This is a genomic window from Tatumella morbirosei, from assembly GCF_000757425.2.
GTDB classification, from domain to species: domain Bacteria; phylum Pseudomonadota; class Gammaproteobacteria; order Enterobacterales; family Enterobacteriaceae; genus Tatumella; species Tatumella morbirosei.
In genome coordinates, this window is sequence record NZ_JPKR02000003.1 from 331,096 (window position 1) to 353,528 (window position 22,433).

General features: G+C 49.1%; 20 protein-coding genes and 1 pseudogene. 14 read left to right on the plus strand and 7 right to left on the minus strand.

The genetic code is table 11. The features are described from left to right. Positions 1-25: 25 nt before the first annotated feature. A complete protein-coding gene (locus HA49_RS04425; protein WP_038020709.1) occupies positions 26-916 on the minus strand; it encodes a LysR family transcriptional regulator in 891 nt (296 codons plus the stop codon). A 92-nt stretch (positions 917-1,008) separates the two neighbouring features. Here HA49_RS04425 and HA49_RS04430 point away from each other — a divergent pair, with 92 nt between their 5' ends. From HA49_RS04430 to HA49_RS04440, 3 genes are all read left to right on the plus strand, one after another. Further along, positions 1,009-2,271: an MFS transporter gene (locus tag HA49_RS04430; RefSeq protein ID WP_038020710.1), complete on the plus strand. Its 1,263-nt coding sequence runs from the start codon at positions 1,009-1,011 to the stop codon at positions 2,269-2,271. Between the two features lie 182 nt (positions 2,272-2,453). Next, the gene (cybB, locus tag HA49_RS04435; protein ID WP_038020711.1) at positions 2,454-3,011 is read left to right on the plus strand and encodes a cytochrome b561; all 558 of its coding nucleotides are present in this window, start codon (positions 2,454-2,456) and stop codon (positions 3,009-3,011) included. 114 nt (positions 3,012-3,125) lie between these two features. Next, positions 3,126-4,346, plus strand: coding sequence for a sugar transporter (locus HA49_RS04440; RefSeq protein ID WP_038020713.1), 1,221 nt, complete (start codon positions 3,126-3,128; stop codon positions 4,344-4,346). A gap of 37 nt (positions 4,347-4,383) precedes the next feature. Here the strand turns inward: HA49_RS04440 and HA49_RS04445 are convergent, their stop codons facing one another. From HA49_RS04445 to smrA, 3 genes are all read right to left on the minus strand, one after another. Continuing rightward, the gene (locus tag HA49_RS04445) at positions 4,384-4,722 is read right to left on the minus strand and encodes a YegP family protein (RefSeq protein ID WP_038020714.1); all 339 of its coding nucleotides are present in this window, start codon (positions 4,720-4,722) and stop codon (positions 4,384-4,386) included. Between the two features lie 86 nt (positions 4,723-4,808). Then, entirely contained in the window at positions 4,809-5,732 is a 924-nt protein-coding gene (locus tag HA49_RS04450) for a LysR substrate-binding domain-containing protein (protein WP_038020715.1), read from the minus strand. Positions 5,733-5,872: 140 nt separating this feature from the next. Further along, the gene (smrA, locus tag HA49_RS04455) at positions 5,873-6,433 is read right to left on the minus strand and encodes a DNA endonuclease SmrA (RefSeq protein ID WP_038020716.1); all 561 of its coding nucleotides are present in this window, start codon (positions 6,431-6,433) and stop codon (positions 5,873-5,875) included. 340 nt (positions 6,434-6,773) lie between these two features. Here smrA and HA49_RS04460 point away from each other — a divergent pair, with 340 nt between their 5' ends. The 4 genes and pseudogenes from HA49_RS04460 (at position 6,774) to HA49_RS04475 (ending at position 11,455) form a co-directional block, all read left to right on the plus strand. Next, positions 6,774-7,529, plus strand: coding sequence for a fumarate/nitrate reduction transcriptional regulator Fnr (locus HA49_RS04460; protein ID WP_038020718.1), 756 nt, complete (start codon positions 6,774-6,776; stop codon positions 7,527-7,529). Between the two features lie 124 nt (positions 7,530-7,653). Beyond that, positions 7,654-8,610, plus strand: a complete 957-nt coding sequence (gene uspE / locus HA49_RS04465) for a universal stress protein UspE (RefSeq protein WP_038020719.1) — start codon at positions 7,654-7,656, stop codon at positions 8,608-8,610. Positions 8,611-8,890: 280 nt separating this feature from the next. Then, on the plus strand, positions 8,891-9,844 hold the full coding sequence (ydgH, locus tag HA49_RS04470; protein WP_038020721.1) for a DUF1471 family protein YdgH: 954 nt from the start codon (positions 8,891-8,893) through the stop codon (positions 9,842-9,844). Positions 9,845-10,061: 217 nt separating this feature from the next. Next, positions 10,062-11,455, plus strand: a pseudogene (locus HA49_RS04475) (basic amino acid/polyamine antiporter). Between the two features lie 24 nt (positions 11,456-11,479). On the opposite strand, the gene HA49_RS04480 reads toward HA49_RS04475, so the two are convergent. Next, entirely contained in the window at positions 11,480-11,887 is a 408-nt protein-coding gene (locus HA49_RS04480; RefSeq protein WP_038020724.1) for a hypothetical protein, read from the minus strand. Positions 11,888-12,055: 168 nt separating this feature from the next. Between HA49_RS04480 and rstA the strand changes: the two genes are divergently transcribed. From rstA to HA49_RS04505, 6 genes are all read left to right on the plus strand, one after another. Next, positions 12,056-12,787, plus strand: coding sequence for a two-component system response regulator RstA (gene rstA, locus HA49_RS04485; protein ID WP_038020927.1), 732 nt, complete (start codon positions 12,056-12,058; stop codon positions 12,785-12,787). Beyond that, positions 12,784-14,103: a two-component system sensor histidine kinase RstB gene (gene rstB / locus HA49_RS04490; protein WP_038020725.1), complete on the plus strand. Its 1,320-nt coding sequence runs from the start codon at positions 12,784-12,786 to the stop codon at positions 14,101-14,103. Before rstA ends, rstB begins: the two co-directional genes overlap by 4 nt. Position 14,104: 1 nt before the next feature. After that, positions 14,105-15,589: a carboxypeptidase M32 gene (locus HA49_RS04495; protein ID WP_038020726.1), complete on the plus strand. Its 1,485-nt coding sequence runs from the start codon at positions 14,105-14,107 to the stop codon at positions 15,587-15,589. 181 nt (positions 15,590-15,770) lie between these two features. Then, entirely contained in the window at positions 15,771-16,265 is a 495-nt protein-coding gene (gene asr / locus HA49_RS04500; protein ID WP_046791672.1) for an acid resistance repetitive basic protein Asr, read from the plus strand. An 83-nt stretch (positions 16,266-16,348) separates the two neighbouring features. Beyond that, positions 16,349-16,429, plus strand: coding sequence for a small membrane protein YdgU (ydgU, locus tag HA49_RS22105; protein ID WP_483855316.1), 81 nt, complete (start codon positions 16,349-16,351; stop codon positions 16,427-16,429). Between the two features lie 110 nt (positions 16,430-16,539). Next, positions 16,540-17,349, plus strand: coding sequence for a trypsin-like serine peptidase (locus HA49_RS04505; RefSeq protein WP_038020729.1), 810 nt, complete (start codon positions 16,540-16,542; stop codon positions 17,347-17,349). Between the two features lie 44 nt (positions 17,350-17,393). Here HA49_RS04505 and hrpA read toward each other — a convergent pair whose 3' ends face one another. Beyond that, the gene (gene hrpA, locus HA49_RS04510; RefSeq protein ID WP_038020730.1) at positions 17,394-21,296 is read right to left on the minus strand and encodes an ATP-dependent RNA helicase HrpA; all 3,903 of its coding nucleotides are present in this window, start codon (positions 21,294-21,296) and stop codon (positions 17,394-17,396) included. Between the two features lie 267 nt (positions 21,297-21,563). Between hrpA and HA49_RS04515 the strand changes: the two genes are divergently transcribed. Continuing rightward, complete coding sequence (locus tag HA49_RS04515) at positions 21,564-22,163, plus strand: FMN-dependent NADH-azoreductase (RefSeq protein ID WP_038020731.1); 600 nt, start codon at positions 21,564-21,566, stop codon at positions 22,161-22,163. 31 nt (positions 22,164-22,194) lie between these two features. On the opposite strand, the gene HA49_RS21125 is transcribed toward HA49_RS04515, so the two are convergent. Beyond that, positions 22,195-22,419, minus strand: a complete 225-nt coding sequence (locus HA49_RS21125; RefSeq protein WP_156994599.1) for a YnbE family lipoprotein — start codon at positions 22,417-22,419, stop codon at positions 22,195-22,197. Positions 22,420-22,433 lie beyond the last annotated feature (14 nt).

Sequence of the window (22,433 nt, forward strand, 5' to 3'; positions counted from 1 at the left end):
TGAGTTCACAGAAGAATTGAGACAGTCAGTTTACCGAGGACATGAGTTCCAACATATGCCGGAGAGGTGCTGTAATTTGCCGCTGTGCTGACCAGACTAACCAAACCTCAGAACGGGCATCCGGTTCCGTCAATTCCAGCCAGACAATTTCATTGAGCTTGGCACGGCGAAATGACGCTGGAAGTATAGAAACCCCAAGCCCGGTCGCCACCAGGCCAAGTATGGCTATCGCATCTTCAACTTCCAGAGTGATATTTGGGGTAATCTGATAACGAAGCAATAAGCCGAGAATTTCTCCGTGAAGTGCCGTGCCACCCTGGTGATCAAAGAATACAAAAGGCTCATCGCGCAAATCGGTCACTGAGATTTTACGCTGTCCTGCCAGCGGGTGGTCACGATGAACAACCGCATACATGGCTTCCTTTTGCAGCAGGCAATACTGCATATCATCCGGGAGTTCAGTATTACGCATGATTGCCAGATCCAGTCTGCCTTCCTGTAACGGCACCAGGAGCTGACGACTGTTCATTTCCTGCATATGAAGATGCACATCCGGATATGCCAGTCGGTATTGATAAACCACTTCGGAAATACGCTTAATCAGAGGGGCTGATGAGGTAAAGCCGAGCCTCAACTCACCGCTGTCGCCATAATGTAACCGGGAGGCTCGTTCGCTGGCCTGTTTCACCTGGGCAAGAATGGCACGCGCATCGTTCAGAAATTGTTTACCGGCCGATGTCAGTTCAACCTTCCGGTTATTACGGGCAAATAATCGTGCATCAACGGTCTCTTCCAGTTGGCGTATTTGCTGGCTCAGCGGTGGTTGTGAAATATTCAGCCGACTGGCCGCCCGTCCGAAATGCAGCTCTTCTGCCACGGCGATGAAGTAACGTAAGTGCCTCAGTTCAAGATTCATATGTTTAGAATATTATTTGAGATTATTAATATATTAGACAACTTATTTAGCTTTTTCTAGAGTGAACGGATATCAATCACTGAGGAATGTTCATGAACAGCACGACCCGGGCGACTACGCTTCCGTCAGCGGAAGAAGAGAGTCCTGCCCAACGCAGCGGTAAATCCCCTTATATCACCCGCGGCACTTCGTCTTTTATCCAGGTTACCGTAGCACTTTTTTCCGCCGGCCTTGCCACTTTTGCCCAACTCTATTGCGTTCAGCCAATATTGCCGGTGCTTTCCCATCAGTTTGATATTTCTCCTGCACTTAGCTCAGTATCACTCTCTGTTTCAACGGCTTTTATGGCTCTGGGCCTGTTAATCACCGGAGCCATTTCCGATGCGATTGGGCGTAAACCGATGATGGTAAGTGCACTCCTGTTAGCAGCCTGCTGTACTCTGGCATCAGGGCTGATGACCAGCTGGACAGGCATACTTATCATGCGGGCACTGATTGGTCTGTCTCTCAGTGGGGTGGCTGCAGTGGCGATGACCTACCTCAGTGAAGAAATTCACCCCGGCGTGCTGGCCTTTACCATGGGGCTCTATATCAGCGGTAACTCTATCGGTGGGATGAGTGGCCGTCTGCTAACGGGTGTGATTACCGATTTTTTTAACTGGCGGATAGCTATCCTCAGTATTGGTTGTTGTGCTCTGGCAGCCGCGTTTATGTTCTGGAAAATCTTACCTGATTCCAGGCATTTCAGAGCAGTGCGCTTACGGCCGAAAGTATTGCTGATTAACTTCAGACTCCATTTCCGTGATAAAGGTTTACCGTTACTGTTTCTTATCGGATTTCTGGTAATGGGGGCGTTTGTCACTTTGTTTAATTACATAGGTTACCGGTTATTACATGCGCCCTATTCTATGAGCCAGGCTACCGTCGGATTAATTTCAGTAGTTTATCTGGCCGGGTCATGGAGTTCTCCTAAAGCAGGTGCGATGAGTGTGCGGTTTGGGCGTGGGCCGGTATTCTTATTTTCGACCGGTCTGATGCTGGCCGGCGTACTGATCACTCTGTTTTCCTCAGTGTGGATGATACTGCCAGGCTTGCTGATGTTCACCGGGGGATTCTTTGCGGCTCACTCTATTGCCAGCAGTTGGATTGGTGTTCGTGCTAAGCGGGCTAAAGGTCAGGCATCTTCAATGTATCTGTTCAGTTACTACCTGGGTTCAAGCGTTGCAGGAACTTCCGGGGGGATCTTCTGGCGCCATTTCGGCTGGGCGGGCGTCAGCGGATTTATTTCTGTCCTGCTGATTCTGGCACTGTGTGTCGGTTACAAACTGATGCACAGAGTACAGCCTGCCCACTGATAATGTTCTGCTGCCGGTGATGTTCTGATTACCGGCAGCAAAACTGCTGCTGCCGGTAATTTCACCGCGGAATAATTTTGATTAAAATTATACTACTTATTATACCTTTCCTTGCCCCGTTCAATGTAACATGTCTATAACATTCATACTGGCACTGCTTCAGTGCAGACGGAGAACGCGTTATGCCGGCTTTCCCGAATAAATATCAACTCTGGCAAATTCGTCTGCACTGGCTGACACTGCTATTACTCATCATCGTTTACAGCACTATTGAGTTACGAGGGTTTGCAATCCGCGGTTCGTGGCAAGGTAAAGCGATTATAGTGACTCATTTTAGTTGCGGTGTGCTGGTATTTGCGGTGATGTGTGCCCGGCTGCTACTCCGCTATCGTTACCCTGCACCACCGGTAACCCCTCCACTAAAACGATGGCAACAGCTACTTTCATCTCTGGCCCACAAACTCCTGTATCTGTTATTTCTGATTTTGCCGGTGCTTGGGGTTTATTCCCGCTATGTCCGGGGACAGCAATGGTTAGTGTTTGGTGTTGCTATGCCGGTCTCTGATCATCCGGACTTTAGTCTTAGCCGGCAGATCATCCACTGGCATGAAACACTGGCTAACCTCGGCTACTGGCTTATCGGTGTTCATGCATTGGCTGCTCTGGCGCACCATTTTCTGTTCCGGGATGATACGCTGTTGAGAATGGTGCCTGCGCGACGTCATTCTCCGCGTCAGTAACTCATTTTTGCAGGAGATAAGGTGAATTAAGGGTTTAATCCTGCCGTTAATTTCGTCACAATAGCAGCACAATGTGAGCCAGATCACTTTTTGCTGAGGAAAATCCATTATCTTATGACCGCCGAATCTCCCTCCGTCACTGAGAGTCCTTTACATTCTCCTCCCGTTTCCCGTAAAACAGCATGGTTACGGGTTCTGTTAATGGCTGTCGCTGCCTTTATCTTTAATACCACGGAGTTTGTCCCCGTCGGTTTGTTGTCCGATATTGGAACCAGTTTCGGTATGCAAACTGCCGATGTGGGGATTATGCTGACAATTTATGCCTGGTGTGTTGCACTTTTATCTCTGCCATTAATGCTGCTCACCCGTAATATTGAACGGCGTATTTTACTGGTAATTCTGTTCACTATCTTCATTGCCAGCCATGTACTCTCTGCTGTGGCCTGGAACTTCAATGCGCTGCTGGTTTCCCGTATTGGTATTGCGGTAACCCATGCCGTGTTCTGGTCGATTAACGCCTCCCTGGCTATCCGGATTGCACCTCCGGGTAAAAAAACCCAGGCCCTGAGTATGATTGCTACAGGTACTGCACTGGCTATGGTGCTGGGCGTGCCGCTTGGGCGGATTATTGGGCAGACCATGGGCTGGCGAACCACCTTTGGGATAATTGCGGTATCTTCGCTGGTGCTGATGGTCATGCTGGCCAGACTACTGCCCAAATTGCCGAGTGAACACACGGGGTCGCTGAAAAGCCTGCCAATGCTGATTCGCCGCCCGGCTCTGATGAGCATGTATCTGCTGGTGACACTGGTTGTTACCGCCCACTACACTGCTTACAGCTATATTGAACCCTTTATGCAGCAGCTTGCACAACAGGGGGCTAATTTTACTACCCTGCTGTTACTGCTGTTTGGTGCCGCGGGTATCTTTGGCAGCCTGTTGTTTAGTTTTTTGGGAAAACGCTTTCCCTCGGCACTTCTTTCGGTAGCCATAGCCGCAATTACCCTGTGTATGGGCCTGTTTTTAGTCACCTCAACTCATGCGCCGGCGATTATGACGGTGTGTATTGTGTGGGGTATTGCCATGATGCTGATTAACCTGTCAATGCAGGTTCGGGTATTGTCTCTGGCACCGGATGCCACGGATGTGTCAATGTCTCTGATGTCGGGGATCTATAACATTGGTATTGGTGCCGGCGCGTTAATTGGTAATCAGGTCATCAGCCATCTTGGAATGAGTCTGGTGGGCTATGTAGGGTCTGCTTTTGCCCTGATTAGTCTCGCATGGTGCCTTTACAGCCTGAAAAAATATCCGCAGTTACGTTCAAACCTGTAAAATTATCCCCGGCACGCCGGGGATAATACCGTTACCTTTAATGTGCCGGTAACTCGTTAATCGTGGCACTGGCGCCATTCTTTTTCACCGACTCAATACCTTTTTCACGTGCAGCGACAGAGCTGTAAATCTCACTGCGGCCAATGACCTGATGATTCGCCGCTCTGAGTGTAAAATAAGGCGCGTCGTTTTTGGCTGTCAAACGTTCGTAATTATGATCTTCGGGGCTATTTTTTTGTACCGAGGCAATGCCATTCAGACAGCCGCTTTTATTAACATAGCCTTCACTGCTCAGAATCACTTCTCCGTTAGCCGCTTTCAGCCGGAAGTAGTATTGCTGATCTTTACCCAGGAAAACTTCATACTTTCCACTCATCGTTGAATCTCCGAAGTTGATGTGTCCCGATAAGTGTTCTCCCGAATGGTGGATAATGCAATGTTATCAGTTCAAAAATTCACCGGTCATTCTGAAAATATCATCTCACGGGTCTGAGAAATCAGCCAACCGGAAAAATCATGCAAAGCTGAATTACCCTGCCCGTCAACCACAGGCATTATCAGACAGAATGTTTTACTGAGTAAGGTCGACTGGCTCCAGGGAGAGACCAACTGCCCGCAGGCAAGCTCTCTTTCGACATAAACCTCCGGTACCAGCGCCACCCTGTCACCAGCCAGTGCCATAGCAATCGCCATTTCATGTAAATCCACGAGGGTACCCTGTGCCGGATAGTCCAGCGGGATACCCGCTGCTGCCGAAAACCGGGCCCAGGCCTCAGGATTCTGGCGACGATGAATCCGCGGAAGTTTATTCAGTAATAACCCGGGGTCTTCTCCATTGATCAGTTGCCGATGACAAACAGCGATCAACCTTTCGCGGAACAAAGGCCGGACCTGCATTCCAGCCCAGGCTGGGTGGTCGAAATGAATCGCCGCATCCAGTCCACTACCACTCAAAATAAACGGGTCACTCCTGGCCGTAATATTCAGGGTGATGTCAGGATATTGTTGCCTGAAACCTTTCAGGCGGGGGATCAGCCAGCGGCTGGCAAAGGTCGGTGAAACCGCCAGTTCCAGATGGCGTTGACCGGCTGAACTGCCACTTACTGACTGGCTGTCTTTCTCGAAACGTTGCAGAGTTTCGCGGACAGACTGTGCATAGCGGGCCCCGACAGCGTTAAGGCTGACCCGGTTTCCTGTACGCTCGAACAACCTGCACTCCAGTAACGATTCCAGACGCGCAATTTGTCGGCTAATCGCCCCCTCTGTCAGAGAGAGTTCGGCGGCTGCCCGTGCAAAATTGCCGTGTCTGGCGGCCGCCTCAAATGCCAGCAGAGACGCAGTGCCGGGGAGTTTTTTTACGCATGTAACTCCTGTTTCACCGGAAATTAAGTAGGTTTAGTCACGTGATAATGGTCATATGTCACCCCTGTGGCTGGCCGGAAGCGGTCACTGGGGTTTATTAACAAAAAACCGTTCAGCCTGACTGATGAAACACAGCCATGGCTGAAGTAAACTGTTCGATGGCCTTATTTGCTCCGGCCGCCATGAAACTCACGATTTTGTTCCCGTAACTCTTCCGGTTTCCGCAGAGAGACATACATTGCACCCGTTCCCCCATGGCGCGGATGAGCGACACAGAATGCCTGAACCTGTGGAAACTGAAGTAACCAGTGGGTCAGATAACTGCGGATGATATTACTATGGCTGGTCTCCTCACGAGATTTACCATGAATGATTAGTACGTTTCTGCCTCCCCGACGGATAATTTCAGTCATAAACTCGTAAACTGACTGCCGGGCCTGCCCGACGCTCTGACGGATCAGAAAAAGACTGCCGTCCAGCGGATAGGAGCCACGGCGCAACTTTTCAACAACACCGGTTTGCAAACCTTCAGCCCTGAAGGATGGCGAAGTCATCAGTGACAAAGGGGTAATCCTGTCGGCGAGTAAGAAGTTGGTATTAACCACTTCACGATGCGGATCTGCCTTGTTTCGGGAACGGGGAAAATGAATTTTCTGATTGTTTTTTATTGGATTTACATCATTAACCGCCTGGCTAAATAATGCGTGATCATCAGGATTTGTCATAACCACTCCTGTAAGGTAAGTCACACGATACGCCCGGTTAAGAATAGCGTTTCTTCCGCCGATTTTCAGCACTGAACCGCTCTTTATCGGTGAATTACCCGCGCTTCCACCAGGATACTGTGAGCAGACATGCAACAATCGTCATCATTTGTATAACCACATTTATCTTGTGGTAACAAATTAGTTTATACTGTTCAGCAGCTAAGAATATGAATTTACAGAGTGTTTACAAAATTATTTGAAATTCTAAAAAAATTTTATAAACAGTGTAATGTAAGCCTGTTTTTCTTCGCGAAAAATGTTAAAATTCGTACAAGTTAATAACTACCGGAACTGAATTATGATTCCAGAAAAAAGGATTATTCGTCGCGTTCAATCAGGCGGTTGTGCCATTCACTGCCAGGATTGCAGTATTAATCAGTTATGTATCCCTTTCACACTCAACGAGCATGAACTGGATCAGCTGGATAATATTATTGAACGTAAGAAACCTATCCAGAAAGGCCAGTCTTTGTTCAAGGCCGGCGATGAGCTGAAATCCCTCTATGCTATTCGTTCCGGTACGTTAAAAAGCTATACCATTACCGAACAGGGCGATGAGCAAATTACCGGATTCCATCTGGCCGGTGATTTAGTGGGATTTGATGCCATCATCAGTAGCCACCACCCCAGCTTTGCTCAGGCACTTGAAACGTCGATGGTCTGTGAAATCCCCTTTGAAACGCTGGATGACCTGTCCGGGAAAATGCCGGCACTTCGTCAGCAGATGATGCGGTTGATGAGCGGGGAAATTAAAAGTGATCAGGACATGATTCTGTTACTCTCGAAAAAGAGTGCAGAAGAGCGACTGGCTGCGTTTATCTGGAACCTTTCCCGTCGCTTCGCTCAGCGTGGTTTCTCACAGCGTGAATTCCGTCTGACCATGACCCGGGGGGATATCGGGAACTATCTGGGGCTGACCGTTGAAACCATCAGTCGTCTGCTGGGACGTTTTCAGAAAAGCGGCATGCTGGCAGTGAAGGGTAAATATATCACCATCGAAAATCATCCGATGCTTACCGAGCTGGCAGGACAGACAGTTCCCTGCCACTCCTGACCCTTAGATACACAGAGCAGAGCGGCAGACGTCGCCCTGCTCTGCTTTTAATATCTTCTCTTCTCCCGCAACAAAACTTAGGCTATCTTTAAGTCAATTAAGTCTTTTGCAAGGAGATGTCATTATGTCCAGATATCAAAATGTCCTGGTAGCTATTGACTCAGAACAGGATGACCAGCCAGCACTGCGGCGTGCGGTTTATCTGAATCAACGCATCGGCGGCAAGATAAAAGCCTTCCTCGCTATTTATGACTTTTCGTATGAGATGACTACCCTGCTGTCTCCTGACGAACGAACCAGCATGCGTCAGGGGGTGATCAATCAACGCACTGAATGGATCCGCCAACAGGCAAAAGCCTATATCGAGTCCGGCGTCGATATTGAAATTAAAGTGGTCTGGCATAACCGGCCACACGAAGCCATTATCCAGGAGGTTTTGCAGTTTAAGCATGATCTGGTTCTGAAAATGGCTCACCAGTATGATCGACTCGAGTCAGTGATTTTCACGCCGACCGACTGGCATATTCTGCGTAAGTGTCCGAGCCCTGTCTGGATGGTCAAAGATCAACCATGGCCAGAGGGGGGTAAAGCACTGGTGGCGGTGAATCTTGCCAGCGAAGAACCGCAGCATGATGCCCTAAACCAGAAACTGGTCAGAGAGAGCCAGTTACTGGCCGATATGGTTAATCATACCGAAGTTCATCTGGTAGGAGCCTATCCGCTTACTCCGGTGAATATTGCAATCGAACTTCCTGACTTTGACCCGCAAACTTACAATGACGCTATCCGGGGCCAGCATCTGATTGCCATGAAAGCCCTGCGTCAAAAGTTCTCTATTGCAGATGAATTTACTCATGTCGATAAAGGCGAACCTGAAGAAGTGATCCCCTCGCTGGCAAGCAGCCTGGATGCGGGGGTTGTGGTACTGGGAACGGTTGGCCGAACCGGATTGTCAGCCGCTTTTTTGGGAAATACTGCGGAACAGGTTATCGATCATTTACGTTGTGATTTGCTGGTGTTTAAACCGGATGATTTCGTGGCTCCGGAACTGGAAAGTGAAGAAGAAACACCTTCAGCCTGATTTTCACTCTGCCCTGCTGCTGCCGGAATGGCTGCAGCAGCGGCCAGTTTATCATTCGGCCTCTCATTTATCCCGCCAAAGTAGGTTCCATTCGGCTTCATCGCAATGTCATCTTATTTCAGCAATCTTTTGAATCTTCTTTTTTTATCTCTGCCAGGATAAATGCATAAATTGACTGAGACAGCACAATTATTACATGTAATAATCGAAGCCAAACAGGTTACACATCAACGTCCGGGACGGTTTCGTACTCTTTTGAGCAAGGCGAAGGATAATTTTTATGAAGCTAAAGTACACCCTTTTGGCAGCGGCTCTTTTTTCTGTTACTGCTGTTAATGCATTTGCAGCCCAGGAGCTGTCACCACAAAAGGCAGCGGAGTTACAGCCTTTTAAACGTATTAATATCACTGGACGTTTTAATTCTCTCATTGATGTCAGTGACGCTGTATCAAAACGCGCAGATGCACTGGGGGCAGCCTCTTTTTATATTCAGGGTGTCAACGATGCTACCGGCAATAGTGGTAACTCACGGGTAACAGCCGACCTGTATCGTAGTGACGCACCTGCCGCGGCCAAAAAAGTGCATTACAGCAGTTACAATGGTGTGAATGAATTACCAAAGAATGTGGCTTACCGGTTAGAACCCTTTGATACCGTCACGGTGAGCGGTTATTTCCCAAGCCAGCCGGATGCGGTTGATGCTATTTCCCGTGCAGCGAAAGATAAAGGAGCAGCCTCTTTCTTCATCGTTCGTCAGATTGATACCAATAATGGTGGCAACCAGTTTATCACTGCTTACGTTTATAAAGCAGATGCGAAAGAACGCCGTGTTCAGAGTCCGGACGCTATCCCTGCTGATTCAGAAGCCGGCAAAGCAGCACTGGCCGCCGGCGGTGCCGCAGCTGCTAAAGTAGAAATTCCGGGCGTGGCTTCCTCAGAAGCCCCGGACAGAAGTGTCGGTCGTTTCTTTGAGACACAAAATACTACGGGTCAACGCTATACCGTTCAGTTGCCTGGCGGGAAATCGGTGCAGGAACTGAGTGATATCACCGCAGCTCAGATGACCCCGTTTGGAACCGTGACAATCACAGATCACTTCGGAACACCTACAGAAATGTCTGAAGCCATCGGACGTCTGGCGGCAGCGAAAGGTGCTAAGTATTACCACATTACCCGTCAGTGGCAAAACCAGAGTGGTGGTAACCTGACCGTGACGGCTGAACTGTTTAAATAAATCACGGCGATGATCACGGATAATGTTCTGTTATCCGTGATCTTTATTGCAAGACCTGCCTCCACATTTTACGCGTTGCGTTCCTCCCTGCCTCTCCGTAGAATCTCCGCCCTGCTGTTCTGGTGGATAATCCCATCTGAATCTATTATCTCAGCAATTTCTGCTGGTTTTACGTACCAGTCAGCGCTAACCCGCTGACGTAATACTCAGGAACGACATGTCTGAAAAGAAATTAGGCCTACCGGCACTGACCGCTCTGGTACTCAGTTCGATGCTCGGTGCGGGAGTATTCAGTCTGCCACAGAATATGGCTGCAGTTGCAGGTCCTGCTGCATTGTTAGCAGGCTGGCTAATTACAGGTGTTGGAATACTCTTCCTGGCCGTCGCGATGCTGCTGTTATCGCGTCTGCGCCCTGATCTCGATGGTGGAATTTTTACCTATGCCCGTGAAGGTTTCGGTGAAGTCACAGGTTTTTGCTCTGCCTGGGGATATTGGCTGTGCGCGGTCATTGCCAATGTCTCCTATCTGGTGATTGTTTTTTCAGCGTTAAGTTTTTTTACCGATTCCCCGGGGCATACTTTTTCGGGTCCGGAAACACCTGGCCTGCCATTGCCGGAGCCTCGTTTTTGTTATGGCTGGTCCACTTCCTGGTACTGCGTGGCGTACAAACTGCTGCCATGATTAATATTCTGGCAACCCTCGGTAAACTTCTGCCATTATGTTTGTTTATGGTTGTGGCACTGCTGGCCTTTCGGTTCGCTAATTTCAGTGATGATTTTCGTGGCCTGACTCTGGGCCACCCGCTTTGGTATCAAATCAAACAAACCATGCTGATTACCTTGTGGGTATTTATCGGTGTAGAAGGCGCAATTGTGATTTCCGCCAGAGCACGGCAACGCCGTGACGTGGGTCGGGCAACCTTAACCGCCGTACTGGCAGCCTTGGTGGTCTATCTGCTGGTCACGCTTTTATCGTTAGGTATTGTTCCCCGTGAACAACTGGCAGGCATGCATAACCCTTCAATGGCGGGACTACTGGAAGGTATCATTGGTCCCTGGGGAAAGGTAGTGATTGTCGGGGGGCTGATATTGTCGGTATCCGGAGCCTATCTGAGCTGGACGATCATGGCCGCAGAAATCCCTTTCCTTGCCGCAAAAACCGATGCATTTCCGCGGATTATCTGTCGGCAAAACCGTCACGATGCTCCTGCGGCATCGTTGTGGCTGACCAATGGCAGTGTCCAGTTATGTCTGCTTATTATCGGTATCACCCATGCCGATTATGACAATTTGTTGAGCATTGCCTCTGAGATGGTGTTGGTCCCTTATTTGCTGGTGGGGTTGTTTTTAATGAAAACGGCAAACCAAAAATTTTCAAAAGAAATGATGACAGGAGCTGGCGCGTCCTTGTACGGGCTATGGCTGTTATACGCATCCGGACCTGAAAATCTGATAATGTCGCTGATGTTGTATGCACCGGGGCTGTTGCTGTTTATGGTTGCACGGGCCACAGCCCCACAACCGTTGCCACTGACAGGAAAAGAATCAGTGATGATCGTAATCATTCTGCTGGCGGCGGTCACTACGGGGATCAGGCTGATGCTGACCTGAGGGTCAGCAGTAACACCCAAAAGCTTAAGGAAGTACGATGTTCAGACAGTCATCGTACTGTCTGAGAGTCAGTGGCTTCCGGTATTCGGCATGAATACCGGCCAGCTGAAGTTCGGAGAGAGGGTATGGCAACTGAATTTCAAAGCTAACGATTTTTTGTTGCTCGGCTAAAGAAATCAACCGCGCAATATTAATTTCGTCACTGACCTGCGTCGAAATTATCTGCAAGGCCATTGCTTTGAACAGTTCGGCCTCGGTCTCTGAATTGCTGCTGCGCGCAGATTTGCGTGTTACCATCCCGAAAATAGGCAGCACACCATAGATCGCATCGACAAAACTCCAGTGCTTCTTACAGGAAGCTGAAAGATAATCACTGTAATTAAAGCAAATGCGCTGGTTATCCGCGCCTGAAGTCAGTTTATCATCCGACACTCAAACTCCCCCTGTTGGTATGATCCCTGGGAAACTTATATTTCCGGGAATTATAATGACATATTTAGTAGGGGATATACCAGCAACAGATGCCTTTTTCGTGATAACGTAGCCGTTGTTAAAGGGCCAGGTAATTTCGTTGTTAAATATTAATAATTATTGTTAATTATGAATAAAATTGTTTACGTAGAAGATGAACCTGAAGTTGGCGAATTGATCGCTGCTTACCTCGGAAAACATGATTTTGACGTGGTGGTTGAAACCCGCGGAGATCGTGCTGAGCAGCGTATTGTAGAAGAAAATCCTGATCTGGTGATGCTGGATATCATGCTTCCCGGCAAAGACGGGATGACGCTCTGCCGTGACCTACGATCCCGTTGGTCCGGGCCTATTGTCCTGCTGACATCCCTTGACAGTGATATGAACCATATTCTGGCATTGGAAATGGGGGCCAATGACTATATTTTAAAAACAACGCCACCGGCGGTACTGTTAGCCCGTTTACGACTTCATTTGCGTCAGGCTATGCAAAGCAATACCAGTGAAGATCAACAGCCGTCTGGTTCTGCGCCCGCACGGTTGATTCGTTTTGGAACACTGACCATTGATATGCTTAACCGGGAAGTGACTCTGGCAGATGAACAAATCCCATTATCTACCGCTGATTTTGATCTGCTCTGGGAACTAGCCAGCCATGCGGGTCAGATACTCAACCGCGATGCGCTGCTGAAAACATTGCGTGGTGTGAGTTATGACGGGTTGGATCGCAGTATTGATGTGGCTATCTCACGGTTACGTAAGAAACTTCATGATAATGCGACAGAACCTTTCCGGATTAAAACCATCCGTAACAAAGGCTATCTGTTTGCGCCACAGGCCTGGGATACCCACTCCGAATGAAGAAACTGTTTATCCAGTTCTATCTGTTATTATTTGCCTGTTTTCTGGTAATGACGCTGCTGGTCGGACTGGTCTATAAAATGACAGCGGAACGTGCTGGTCGCCAGTCTATGAATGACCTGATGGCCAGTTCACTCTATCTGATGCGCAGTGAACTACGGGAGATCCCACCGCGGGACTGGAACAAGACTATCGATAATCTGGATTTGAATCTGTCATTCAAGTTACATATTGAACCTATGAATCGCTTTGATTTGCCTCCGGATGAAATGCGCCGCCTGCGGGCAGGCGAAATCGTCGCGCTGGATGATCAGTACACTTTCCTGCAACACATTCCACGCAGCCATTATGTCTTATCTGTCGGCCCCATCCCTTACCTGTTTTATCTGCATCAGATGCGATTACTGGATATTGCCTTACTGGCCTTTATCGGTATGTCTCTGGCATTACCGGTCTTTATCTGGATGCGACCTCACTGGAAAGAGATGCAGAGACTGGAACGTGCCGCACAACGTTTCGGCCAGGGAAATCTGGACTCACGAACTAATTTTGATAACACTTCCAGTCTCTACCGGTTGGGAATTGCTTTTAACCAGATGGCAGAGAATATTAAGGTCCTGGTTGCCAGTAAAAAACAGCTGATCGATGGTATCGCCCATGAATTACGTACCCCGCTGGTACGGCTTCGTTACCGGCTGGAGATGAGTGATAACCTGAGCGAAAGCGAGGCGGCAGCGCTAAACCGTGATATCAGTCAGTTGGAAGGATTAATCGAGGAATTGCTCACCTATGCCCGCCTTGACCGTCCCAAGGTGGATATGAAATTACAGCAATTTGACCTGGCGCACTGGCTGGCTGAGCGGGTTGAAGATGCCCGATCTTTGCACCCTGATCATCAGATAGAACTGGATATTCCCCAGCAGGAAAACCGTGGCTACGCTGATTTACGTCTGATGGAACGGGTACTGGATAATCTGGTGAACAACGGATTACGTTATTCCTCACAACGTATGCGCATCAGTTTGTGGTTTGACGGTAATACCGGATTACTCCAGGTTGAAGATGACGGCCCCGGGATTCCTCCCGAAGAGCGTGAACATGTGTTTGAGCCTTTCGTCAGGCTTGATCCAAGCCGCGACCGGGCCACTGGCGGATGCGGCCTGGGTTTGGCTATTGTTCACTCCATTGCACAGGCATTTCGCGGTACGGTATCTATCGACAGTAGCCCGTTGGGTGGTGCCAGTGTACGATTCTGCTGGCCAATTACATCGCCAGACGCGGCTTATCTTTCTTCAGTCAGTCCCCGGAGGGATTAAAATGAATAACGCTTACCAACAGCTATGTCAGCGATTCCGCCGTCTTTCCCGCTTTGAGCATTTATCGGCAATTGCTGGCTGGGATATGCAAACCATGATGCCGCCTGGCGGCAGCGCAGCTCGCGGAGAAGCGTTAGCTGAACTTAGTTTACTGCGCCATGAGTTATTAACCGACAAACAAGTCGGCGAATGGCTGAAAGCCGCGGAGCAACAATCGTTAACCGATACCGAACGGGCCAATCTGAATGAAATGACCCGGCAGTGGCAACAGTCGTCGGTATTACCCGCTTCCCTGGTAGAAGCTAAAGCTATTGCAGGTTCACGTTGTGAGCACGCATGGCGGAAACAGCGTCCGGCTAATGACTGGTCGGGTTTCTCAGCCAATTTGCGGGATGTGGTTGAATTAACCCGCCAGGAAGCGGATATCCGGGCCAACGCCAATGGCACATCGCGTTATGATGCATTACTGGACCTGTATGAACCTGGAATGACCAGTGTCCAACTGGACACCATTTTTGCTGATCTGAAACAGTGGCTGCCATCCCTGCTGGAACAGGTTGTGGAGAAACAATCACATCACCTGCCCCAGCCAGTGACCGGCACCTTCCCTGTTGCTGCGCAAAAGAAACTGGGTCTTGAAGCCATGGCATTACTTGGCTTCGATTTTGAACATGGCAGGCTGGACGTCAGTGCCCATCCATTCTGCGGTGGCGTGCCGCAGGATGTACGAATCACCACCCGCTACCATGACACACTGTTTCTGAGCGCTCTGATGGGCGTCATTCATGAAACCGGACACGCACGCTACGAGCAGAATCTGCCTGCCAGTCTGGCCGGTCTGCCAGCAGGGCTGGCCCGCTCCACTGCCGTCCATGAATCTCAAAGCCTGATGCTGGAAATGCAACTGGCACGCAGTGCGCAATTTTTACAACTTATCCACCCCAGGGTCGTGGAGGCTTTTGGTGTGCAGCCGGCCCTGGAAATGGATAATTTTATCCGTCTGGCTCAACAGGTAAAACCGGGACTGATTCGTGTGGAGGCAGATGAAGTCAGTTACCCTGCACATGTGATGTTACGCTATGAAATAGAACGGGCATTGATCGAGGGTGATATTGAAGTTGACGATATCCCGTCCTTATGGGACGAAAAAATGCATAACTATCTGGGGCTTGATACCCGGGGTAATTACCAGCACGGGTGTATGCAGGATATTCACTGGACAGACGGGGCATTTGGCTACTTCCCGACTTACACTCTGGGCGCTATGTACGCAGCCCAGCTGTTCGCGACTTTCCGCCAACAGCACCCTGCTGTGATCGACGAAATTTCACGTGGTGAACTGACCCCTCTGTTTAACTGGCTAAAAGAAAATATCTGGCAACATGGCAGCCTGATATCGGTCGAACAGTTGCTGATAAACGCCACCAGAGAGCCATTAAACAGCCAGTTCTTCCGTAGTCACCTGGAACAACGTTACCTGGCTTAACCTGCTGTCCGGTCAGTTTTTTTTGACTGGCCGGACTCAGAAAAATCCGGGTATTTACGCTTTGTACAATCGGTTACACAGCGATACCATTCCACAACGGACGTCCCGAAAATATTCTCATATATTCATTTCACCGGCCCCGCAGTGGGCTATTAAATGAAATGAATTCGAGGAATTTGCAATGAAAAAATTATTTGCACTGGTAGTTGCCGCTGCTATGGGTCTGTCCTCTGTTGCTTTCGCGGCAGAAACTACTGCTACTCCGGCACCAACTGCTGCAGCAACCACTGCTGCTCCGGTTAAGCATACTGCTACCAAGCATCATAAGAAAAGCCATCATAAAAAAGCGACCAAGAAAAAAGCCGCTGCACAGAAAGCCCAGGCTGCTAAAAAACACCACAAGAAAGTAGCTAAGAAAAAAGCGGCTGCACAGAAAGCTCAGGCTGCTAAAAAACACCACAAGAAAGTAACTAAAAAAGCACCTGCTCAGAAAGCCCAGGCTGCTAAAAAACACCATAAAAAAGCAGTAGCTAAAAAAGCACCTGCTCAGAAAGCTCAGGCTGCTAAAAAACACCACAAAAAAGCAGTAGCTAAAAAAGCACCTGCTCAGAAAGCTCAGGCTGCTAAAAAGCACCATAAAGCTGCTAAAAAAATCAGTAAAAAAATAAGCACCTGACCGCCAGGAAACACTCCTGATTCCGCGTCATAGTGATTAAAACACCCGGTTATGCCGGGTGTTTCTTTCCCGGAGTTACTAAAATGGTGCGTCGCTATCGTTTCGAAATCATTCTGGTCGTGGTAATAATGTGTGGTGTGGTTGCTGCCAGCTTTTTTATTTAACTTCAGACCGTAAATACGCAATATCTCTCCCTTTTTACCACCTTACGGACTATAGTAATCGTTCAATAATCTGAAGATTAACCTACATACTTCCCGCAGTTGAGAGAATTATGCGCCTGCTTACTGTATTTTTTCTAAGTTTGTTCTGTTTTAGTGTGCAGGTTCATGCAGATGACGATGACACACCGACTCCTGACGAAATTAAAACCCTGTTTTTTGGTAAAGATCATCGTAAGGCCATTACTGACATCGACAATGCGCCCTGGGATGCTATCGGCCAGCTGGAAACTGACAGCGGTAATTTATGTACCGCGACGCTTATTTCTCCACATATCGCCCTGACCGCGGGGCATTGCCTGCTTACCCCTCCGGGAAAATTTGATCCTCCGGTCGCCATTCGTTTTATGGCCACGGCTAAAGGCTGGCGCTATGAAATCCATGATATAGATGCCAGGGTTGAACCCTTACTGATGGGTAAACTCAAAGCAGACGGAGATGGCTGGTTAGTCCCACCCTCGGCTGCGCCTTACGATTATGCGGTGGTGATTATTCATAATCCCCCTTCAGCGATTCAGCCAGTGCCGGTATTTTCAGGGAGTCGTGCAGAACTGATTGCCGCACTGAAAGCTAAAGATAATCTGGTCACTCAGGCGGGATACCCGGCAGACCATCTGGATAATCTGTACGCACATCAGGATTGTCCGATCACCGGATGGGCACAGAAATCGGTGTTATCTCACCGCTGTGATACGCTCCCGGGAGATAGCGGGTCCCCTCTGATGCTGAAAGCCGACAATGGCTGGCAGATTATCGCGGTACAAAGTTCCGCTCCGGGAGCTCAGGATCGTTATCGTGCTGATAATAGAGCCATTGCTGTAACATCGTTTTATAACAGGTTACAACAATTAGCGCGTGAGTAACCTGTCAGCGCAGTAGCGAATGTTACTGCGCCCCCCCTTTTTGTTTACAACGTCTTTTGCTCCATCGCCTGTAATATCCTTTTTTCAGAGACCGGATAAGGTGTTCCCAGTTGCTGAGCAAACAGACTCACCCGCAACTCTTCCAGCATCCAGCGAATCGCAATGACATCTTCATCATCCTGCTGTTGCGGAGGTAGTTTACTGCGCCATTGCTGCCACTGTTGCTCCACTGCCTGTATTTTCAGCATTCTGCTGCGGTCACTGTGTGGATCCACCGGCAGCTTATCCAACCTGCGCTCTATCGCCTGCAAATAACGCAGGGTATTGCTCAGATGCTGCCAGCCATTCCCTGTCACAAAGCCACGATAAATCAACCCCGCCATCTGGGCCTTAATATCGGATAACGCCAATGCCTGGCTCATATCTACCTTACCTTTCAAACGTTTATTAATCTGAAAGACTGTGGTGAGAATTTGTTCGGTCTGTATGGCAATCGCCACCACGGTATCATTCAACTCAGCACGAATAATCTCTTTCAGCCGGCTAAAGTCTTGTTCAGTCCAGGCCGGACCGCCATGCTCTGCCATCAGTTTATCTATCCCGCAGGAGATACAGTCATCAATTAGTTCGGTAACTTTACCGTAAGGGTTAAAATAGAGACCCAGTTTGGCTTTATTCGGTAATTTCTCATGCAAATATTTTACCGGCGAAGGAATATTAAGCCATAACAGGCGTCGCTGACCGCGCCACATATGCTTGCCCTGCTCCGCCGGGCTGTCGAACAGGCGAATAGCAACACTGTCTTTTTCATCCACCAGTGCTGGCCAGGCCTGCAACTGGTAATTCCCCCGCTTTTGCTGATAACTTTGCGGCAGATCGCCAAAACTCCAGACATGCAATCCCTGCTGTTCCACACCGTCATCCGCTACATCTGACAAGGTGGCCTGCACTTTATCCTTAAGTGATTCCTTCAGTGCTGTCAGATCTTTTCCTTCAGCCAGCGTCCGGTTGTTTTCATCCGCTATCCGGAAGGTAATTTTCAGATGATCGGGTATCGCATCCCACTGCCAGTCTTCACGACTGACTGTCACCCCGGTCATCCGCCGAAACTCACGTTCCAGACGATCGGCCAACGGCTGGTCGGTATCGCTCACCCGTTGTAAAAAAGCTTCTGCATAATTAGGCGCGGGGACAAAATTCCGGCGTAAAGGTTTAGGGAGTGACTTAATCAGCGCAATAATCAGTTCGCGTCGGACGCCAGGAATTTGCCATTCAAAACCGCTGTCTTCAACCTGATTGAGTAATGGCAACGGAATATGTACCGTGACACCATCAGCCCCGGCACCCGGTTCAAACTGATAACTTAGACGCAGTTTCAGGTTACCCTGGTGCCAGAAGTTCGGATAATCGAGCTGACTGACCTGTGATGCCCCGTCTTTGATCAGCATCTGTTTATCGAAACTAAGCAGCTCCGGTTGTTGCTGACTGACCTGTTTCCACCATTGATCAAAATGCCGTGCTGAAACTACCTCATGACCAATACGCTGGTCATAAAAAGCAAATAGCGTGTCGTCATCGACCAAAATATCTCTGCGGCGGGATTTATGCTCAAGATCCTCAACTTCATTTAGAAGTTTACGGTTGTTTTTCAGGAAAGCATGACGGCTTTGCCAGTCACCTTCCACCAGCGCATGACGAATAAAAAGTTCCCGCGATAAAGGGGGATCTATCTTGCTGTAATTCACTTTCCTGCCGCTAATTAACGGCAAGCCATAGAGAGTAACTTTTTCAATCGCCATTACGGCCCCCTGGCTTTTTTCCCAGTGGGGTTCACTATAGTGATATTTCACCAGATGCTTAGCCAGCGGCTCAATCCATTCCGGGTCTATACGTGCCGCAATCCTGCCCCATAATCTGCTGGTTTCCACCAGCTCTGCCACCACAACCCATTTTGGCGGCTTTTTAAACAACCCTGACCCCGGAAAGATAGAAAAACGCGCATTGCGTGCCCCGGTAAATTCCTGTTTCTCTACATCTTTCTGTCCAATATGCGACAACAAACCACATAACAATGCACTGTGTACTTCACGATAAGGAGCCGGCTCGTTGTTAATCGGCAAACGCAGTTCTTTGACGACCTGACGTAACTGGGTATAGATATCCTGCCACTCACGAACCCGCAGATAGTTGAGAAAATCCAGTTTACACTGTCGACGGAACTGATTGCCGGAAAGCTGTTGCTGTTGTTCCTGTAGATAGTTCCAAAGATTTACCCAGGCCTGGAAGTCAGATTCTTTATCCGCGAAGCGCCGATGTTTCTCGTCGGAAGCTTGCTGACGATCGGCCGGGCGCTCCCGGGGATCCTGAATTGACAACGCAGAGGTGATGATCATCATTTCACGCACACAACCAAATTGCTGTGCCGCGAGTACCATTCTCGCCAGGCGCGGATCCACCGGCAGCTGTGCCAGTTGCCGGCCCAATGGCGTTAGTTTGTAATGTCCATCGACTGCCGGCAGAATCCCGCCCAGCTCTTCGAGCAGACGTACACCATCCTGAATATGACGTTTATCAGGCGCTTCAACGAAAGGAAAAGCGGCAATTTCTCCCAGTCCCAGTGCCGTCATTTGTAGAATAACTGACGCCAGATTGGTACGAAGGATTTCCGGGTCGGTAAATTCTGGTCGGTTGTCAAAATCCTGTTCAGAGTAGAGACGGATACAAATTCCTTCCGAAACCCGACCGCACCGTCCTTTACGCTGATTCGCCGAAGCCTGAGAAACCGGCTCTATGGGGAGTCGTTGCACTTTAGTCCGGTAGCTATAACGACTGATTCTGGCGGTTCCCGGATCTATGACGTACTTGATTCCCGGCACAGTCAGTGAGGTTTCTGCCACGTTCGTCGCCAGTACAATTCGCCGCCCCGCGTGTGGCTGAAATACACGATTTTGCTCGCTGTTTGATAATCTGGCATACAATGGCAGGATTTCAGTATGCCGCAATTCCCGACGATTAAGTGCATCCGCCGTATCGCGAATTTCCCGCTCTCCACTCATAAAAATGAGGATATCACCGGGGGCTTCCCGCATCAGTTCATCCACAGCGTCGAAGATAGCCTGTAACTGATCACGGTCACCGTCGCTCGAATCCTCAGAAACCGGACGATATCGAACTTCAACCGGATAGGTTCGTCCTGAAACCTCGATAACAGGTGCGTTATTAAAATGACGGGAAAAACGCTGCGGATCGATAGTCGCTGAAGTAATAATCACTTTCAGGTCTGGCCGGCGCGGCAATAACTCACGCAGATAGCCAAGCAGGAAATCAATATTCAGACTACGTTCATGCGCTTCATCAATAATCAGCGTATCATATTGCAGTAACAACCGGTCCTGCTGTATTTCGGCCAGCAAAATGCCGTCGGTCATCAGTTTGACCCGAGTGTTGTCGCTGACCTGATCGTTAAACCTGACCTTATAGCCCACGTAATCGCCCAGAGGGCATTTCATCTCTTCTGCGATACGGGTAGCCACCGTTCTGGCTGCCAGACGCCGTGGCTGAGTGTGGCCAATGAGCCCGCGATTCCCACGTCCCAGAGTCAGGCAGATTTTAGGGATCTGTGTGGTTTTCCCCGAGCCGGTCTCTCCGGCAATAATCACCACCTGATGGTCGAGGATGGCGGCAGCAATTTCCTGCTGCTTCTGGCTGACGGGTAAATTGTCCGGAAATTCTATCTGTTGCGGGGCAGAAGCTATACGCAATGACAGACGAGTTTCGGCATCTGCAATTTCCTGTTCAATCTTACTGGCTATTTCTGCACGGTCCCGCGGGTTTTTCACCTTTTCGGCACCCGCGAGTCTGCGTTTTAGCTGTTGACGATCACGCAGAATCAACGGCTCAAGTCGCTGACGAAGAGAGGATAATGGTGAAAAATCCTGAGAAGACATAATAATCTGTTACCTTGATTTTATATGACAAAATGACCGGATGACCTGCAATAGTGAAAGTTCTCTCCGGCAGTCTGTGATGACTACTGATTGTAACATAATCGCTGTTTAGCCGTTATCTCTGAACATCTAAGGCCCCTGAAGATGTTGTTCAGATTTTTCGAATATAGGTCGCGAAATTTTCTGCTTTCCTCCGGGCCGTATGCCCCGTAGAGTGTCTGTCATTCAGCGGAGAGTGGTTCCGCCTTACAGACAGGAAAATATCAAATGAGTAAAGTTCTGATCCTTAAATCAAGTATTCTTGCCGGTTATTCTCAGTCAGGTCAGTTGGCCGATTTTTATGCTGCTCAGGCAACAGCAAAAGGTGACACTGTCACTGTACGTGATTTGGCGGATCAACCAATTCCTGTTCTGGATGGTGAACTGGTCGGCGGTCTGCGTCCATCTGATACGCCTCTGTCACAACGTCAGAAAGATATTGCAGCATTATCTGATGAACTGATCAACGAATTGCAGGCTCACGATGTTATCGTTATTACCGCCCCAATGTATAACTTCAACATCCCTACCCAGCTAAAAAACTATTTTGATCTGGTCGCTCGCGCTGGCATTACATTCCGTTACACCGAGTCAGGCCCTGAAGGGCTGATTAAAGACAAACGTGTCGTAGTGATTTCCAGCCGTGGTGGTGTTCACAAAGATACTCCGGCTGATCTGCTGACCCCTTATCTGAAAGTGTTCCTGGGCTTCCTGGGAATGACAGACGTAAACTTCGTGTTTGCAGAAGGTTATGGCTATGGTCCGGAAGTGGCGGCCAAAGCGACTACCGATGCTAAGAGCGCTATCGAGTCAATTCTGGCAGCCTGATGTCTGATGTCCGGGCCTGAGGGTCCGGACGTTATTCGCTCACGCTGGTACCAGTTGTTGCCTGCTGTCCGCCCTGCTGTTGATTTGTCTTAGCCTTATCATCATCCAGCAACGTCTGCACGTCCTTATCTGCTTTTACCGTGATTTGATGTTCTATTTTTACGTTCATATCAATAGTGATCGGTTCTTTAGGCGCGGCCACTTCAATGCGGGGAATACATCCACTCAGGATGAAAGCCGGCCCCAGGCAGACCATCAGGTTTACGGTTT

Excerpts from the sequence above, each read along its gene's own strand:
- HA49_RS04425 (WP_038020709.1), bottom strand. The coding sequence starts at position 916 with ATGAATCTTGAACTGAGGCACTTACGTTACTTCATCGCCGTGGCAGAA.
- HA49_RS04430 (WP_038020710.1), top strand. The coding sequence starts at position 1,009 with ATGAACAGCACGACCCGGGCGACTACGCTTCCGTCAGCGGAAGAAGAG.
- cybB (WP_038020711.1), top strand. The coding sequence starts at position 2,454 with ATGCCGGCTTTCCCGAATAAATATCAACTCTGGCAAATTCGTCTGCAC.
- HA49_RS04440 (WP_038020713.1), top strand. The coding sequence starts at position 3,126 with ATGACCGCCGAATCTCCCTCCGTCACTGAGAGTCCTTTACATTCTCCT.
- HA49_RS04445 (WP_038020714.1), bottom strand. The coding sequence starts at position 4,722 with ATGAGTGGAAAGTATGAAGTTTTCCTGGGTAAAGATCAGCAATACTAC.
- smrA (WP_038020716.1), bottom strand. The coding sequence starts at position 6,433 with ATGACAAATCCTGATGATCACGCATTATTTAGCCAGGCGGTTAATGAT.
- HA49_RS04460 (WP_038020718.1), top strand. The coding sequence starts at position 6,774 with ATGATTCCAGAAAAAAGGATTATTCGTCGCGTTCAATCAGGCGGTTGT.
- uspE (WP_038020719.1), top strand. The coding sequence starts at position 7,654 with ATGTCCAGATATCAAAATGTCCTGGTAGCTATTGACTCAGAACAGGAT.
- ydgH (WP_038020721.1), top strand. The coding sequence starts at position 8,891 with ATGAAGCTAAAGTACACCCTTTTGGCAGCGGCTCTTTTTTCTGTTACT.
- rstA (WP_038020927.1), top strand. The coding sequence starts at position 12,056 with ATGAATAAAATTGTTTACGTAGAAGATGAACCTGAAGTTGGCGAATTG.
- rstB (WP_038020725.1), top strand. The coding sequence starts at position 12,784 with ATGAAGAAACTGTTTATCCAGTTCTATCTGTTATTATTTGCCTGTTTT.
- HA49_RS04495 (WP_038020726.1), top strand. The coding sequence starts at position 14,105 with ATGAATAACGCTTACCAACAGCTATGTCAGCGATTCCGCCGTCTTTCC.
- asr (WP_046791672.1), top strand. The coding sequence starts at position 15,771 with ATGAAAAAATTATTTGCACTGGTAGTTGCCGCTGCTATGGGTCTGTCC.
- ydgU (WP_483855316.1), top strand. The coding sequence starts at position 16,349 with ATGGTGCGTCGCTATCGTTTCGAAATCATTCTGGTCGTGGTAATAATG.
- HA49_RS04505 (WP_038020729.1), top strand. The coding sequence starts at position 16,540 with ATGCGCCTGCTTACTGTATTTTTTCTAAGTTTGTTCTGTTTTAGTGTG.
- hrpA (WP_038020730.1), bottom strand. The coding sequence starts at position 21,296 with ATGTCTTCTCAGGATTTTTCACCATTATCCTCTCTTCGTCAGCGACTT.
- HA49_RS04515 (WP_038020731.1), top strand. The coding sequence starts at position 21,564 with ATGAGTAAAGTTCTGATCCTTAAATCAAGTATTCTTGCCGGTTATTCT.
- HA49_RS21125 (WP_156994599.1), bottom strand. The coding sequence starts at position 22,419 with ATGGTCTGCCTGGGGCCGGCTTTCATCCTGAGTGGATGTATTCCCCGC.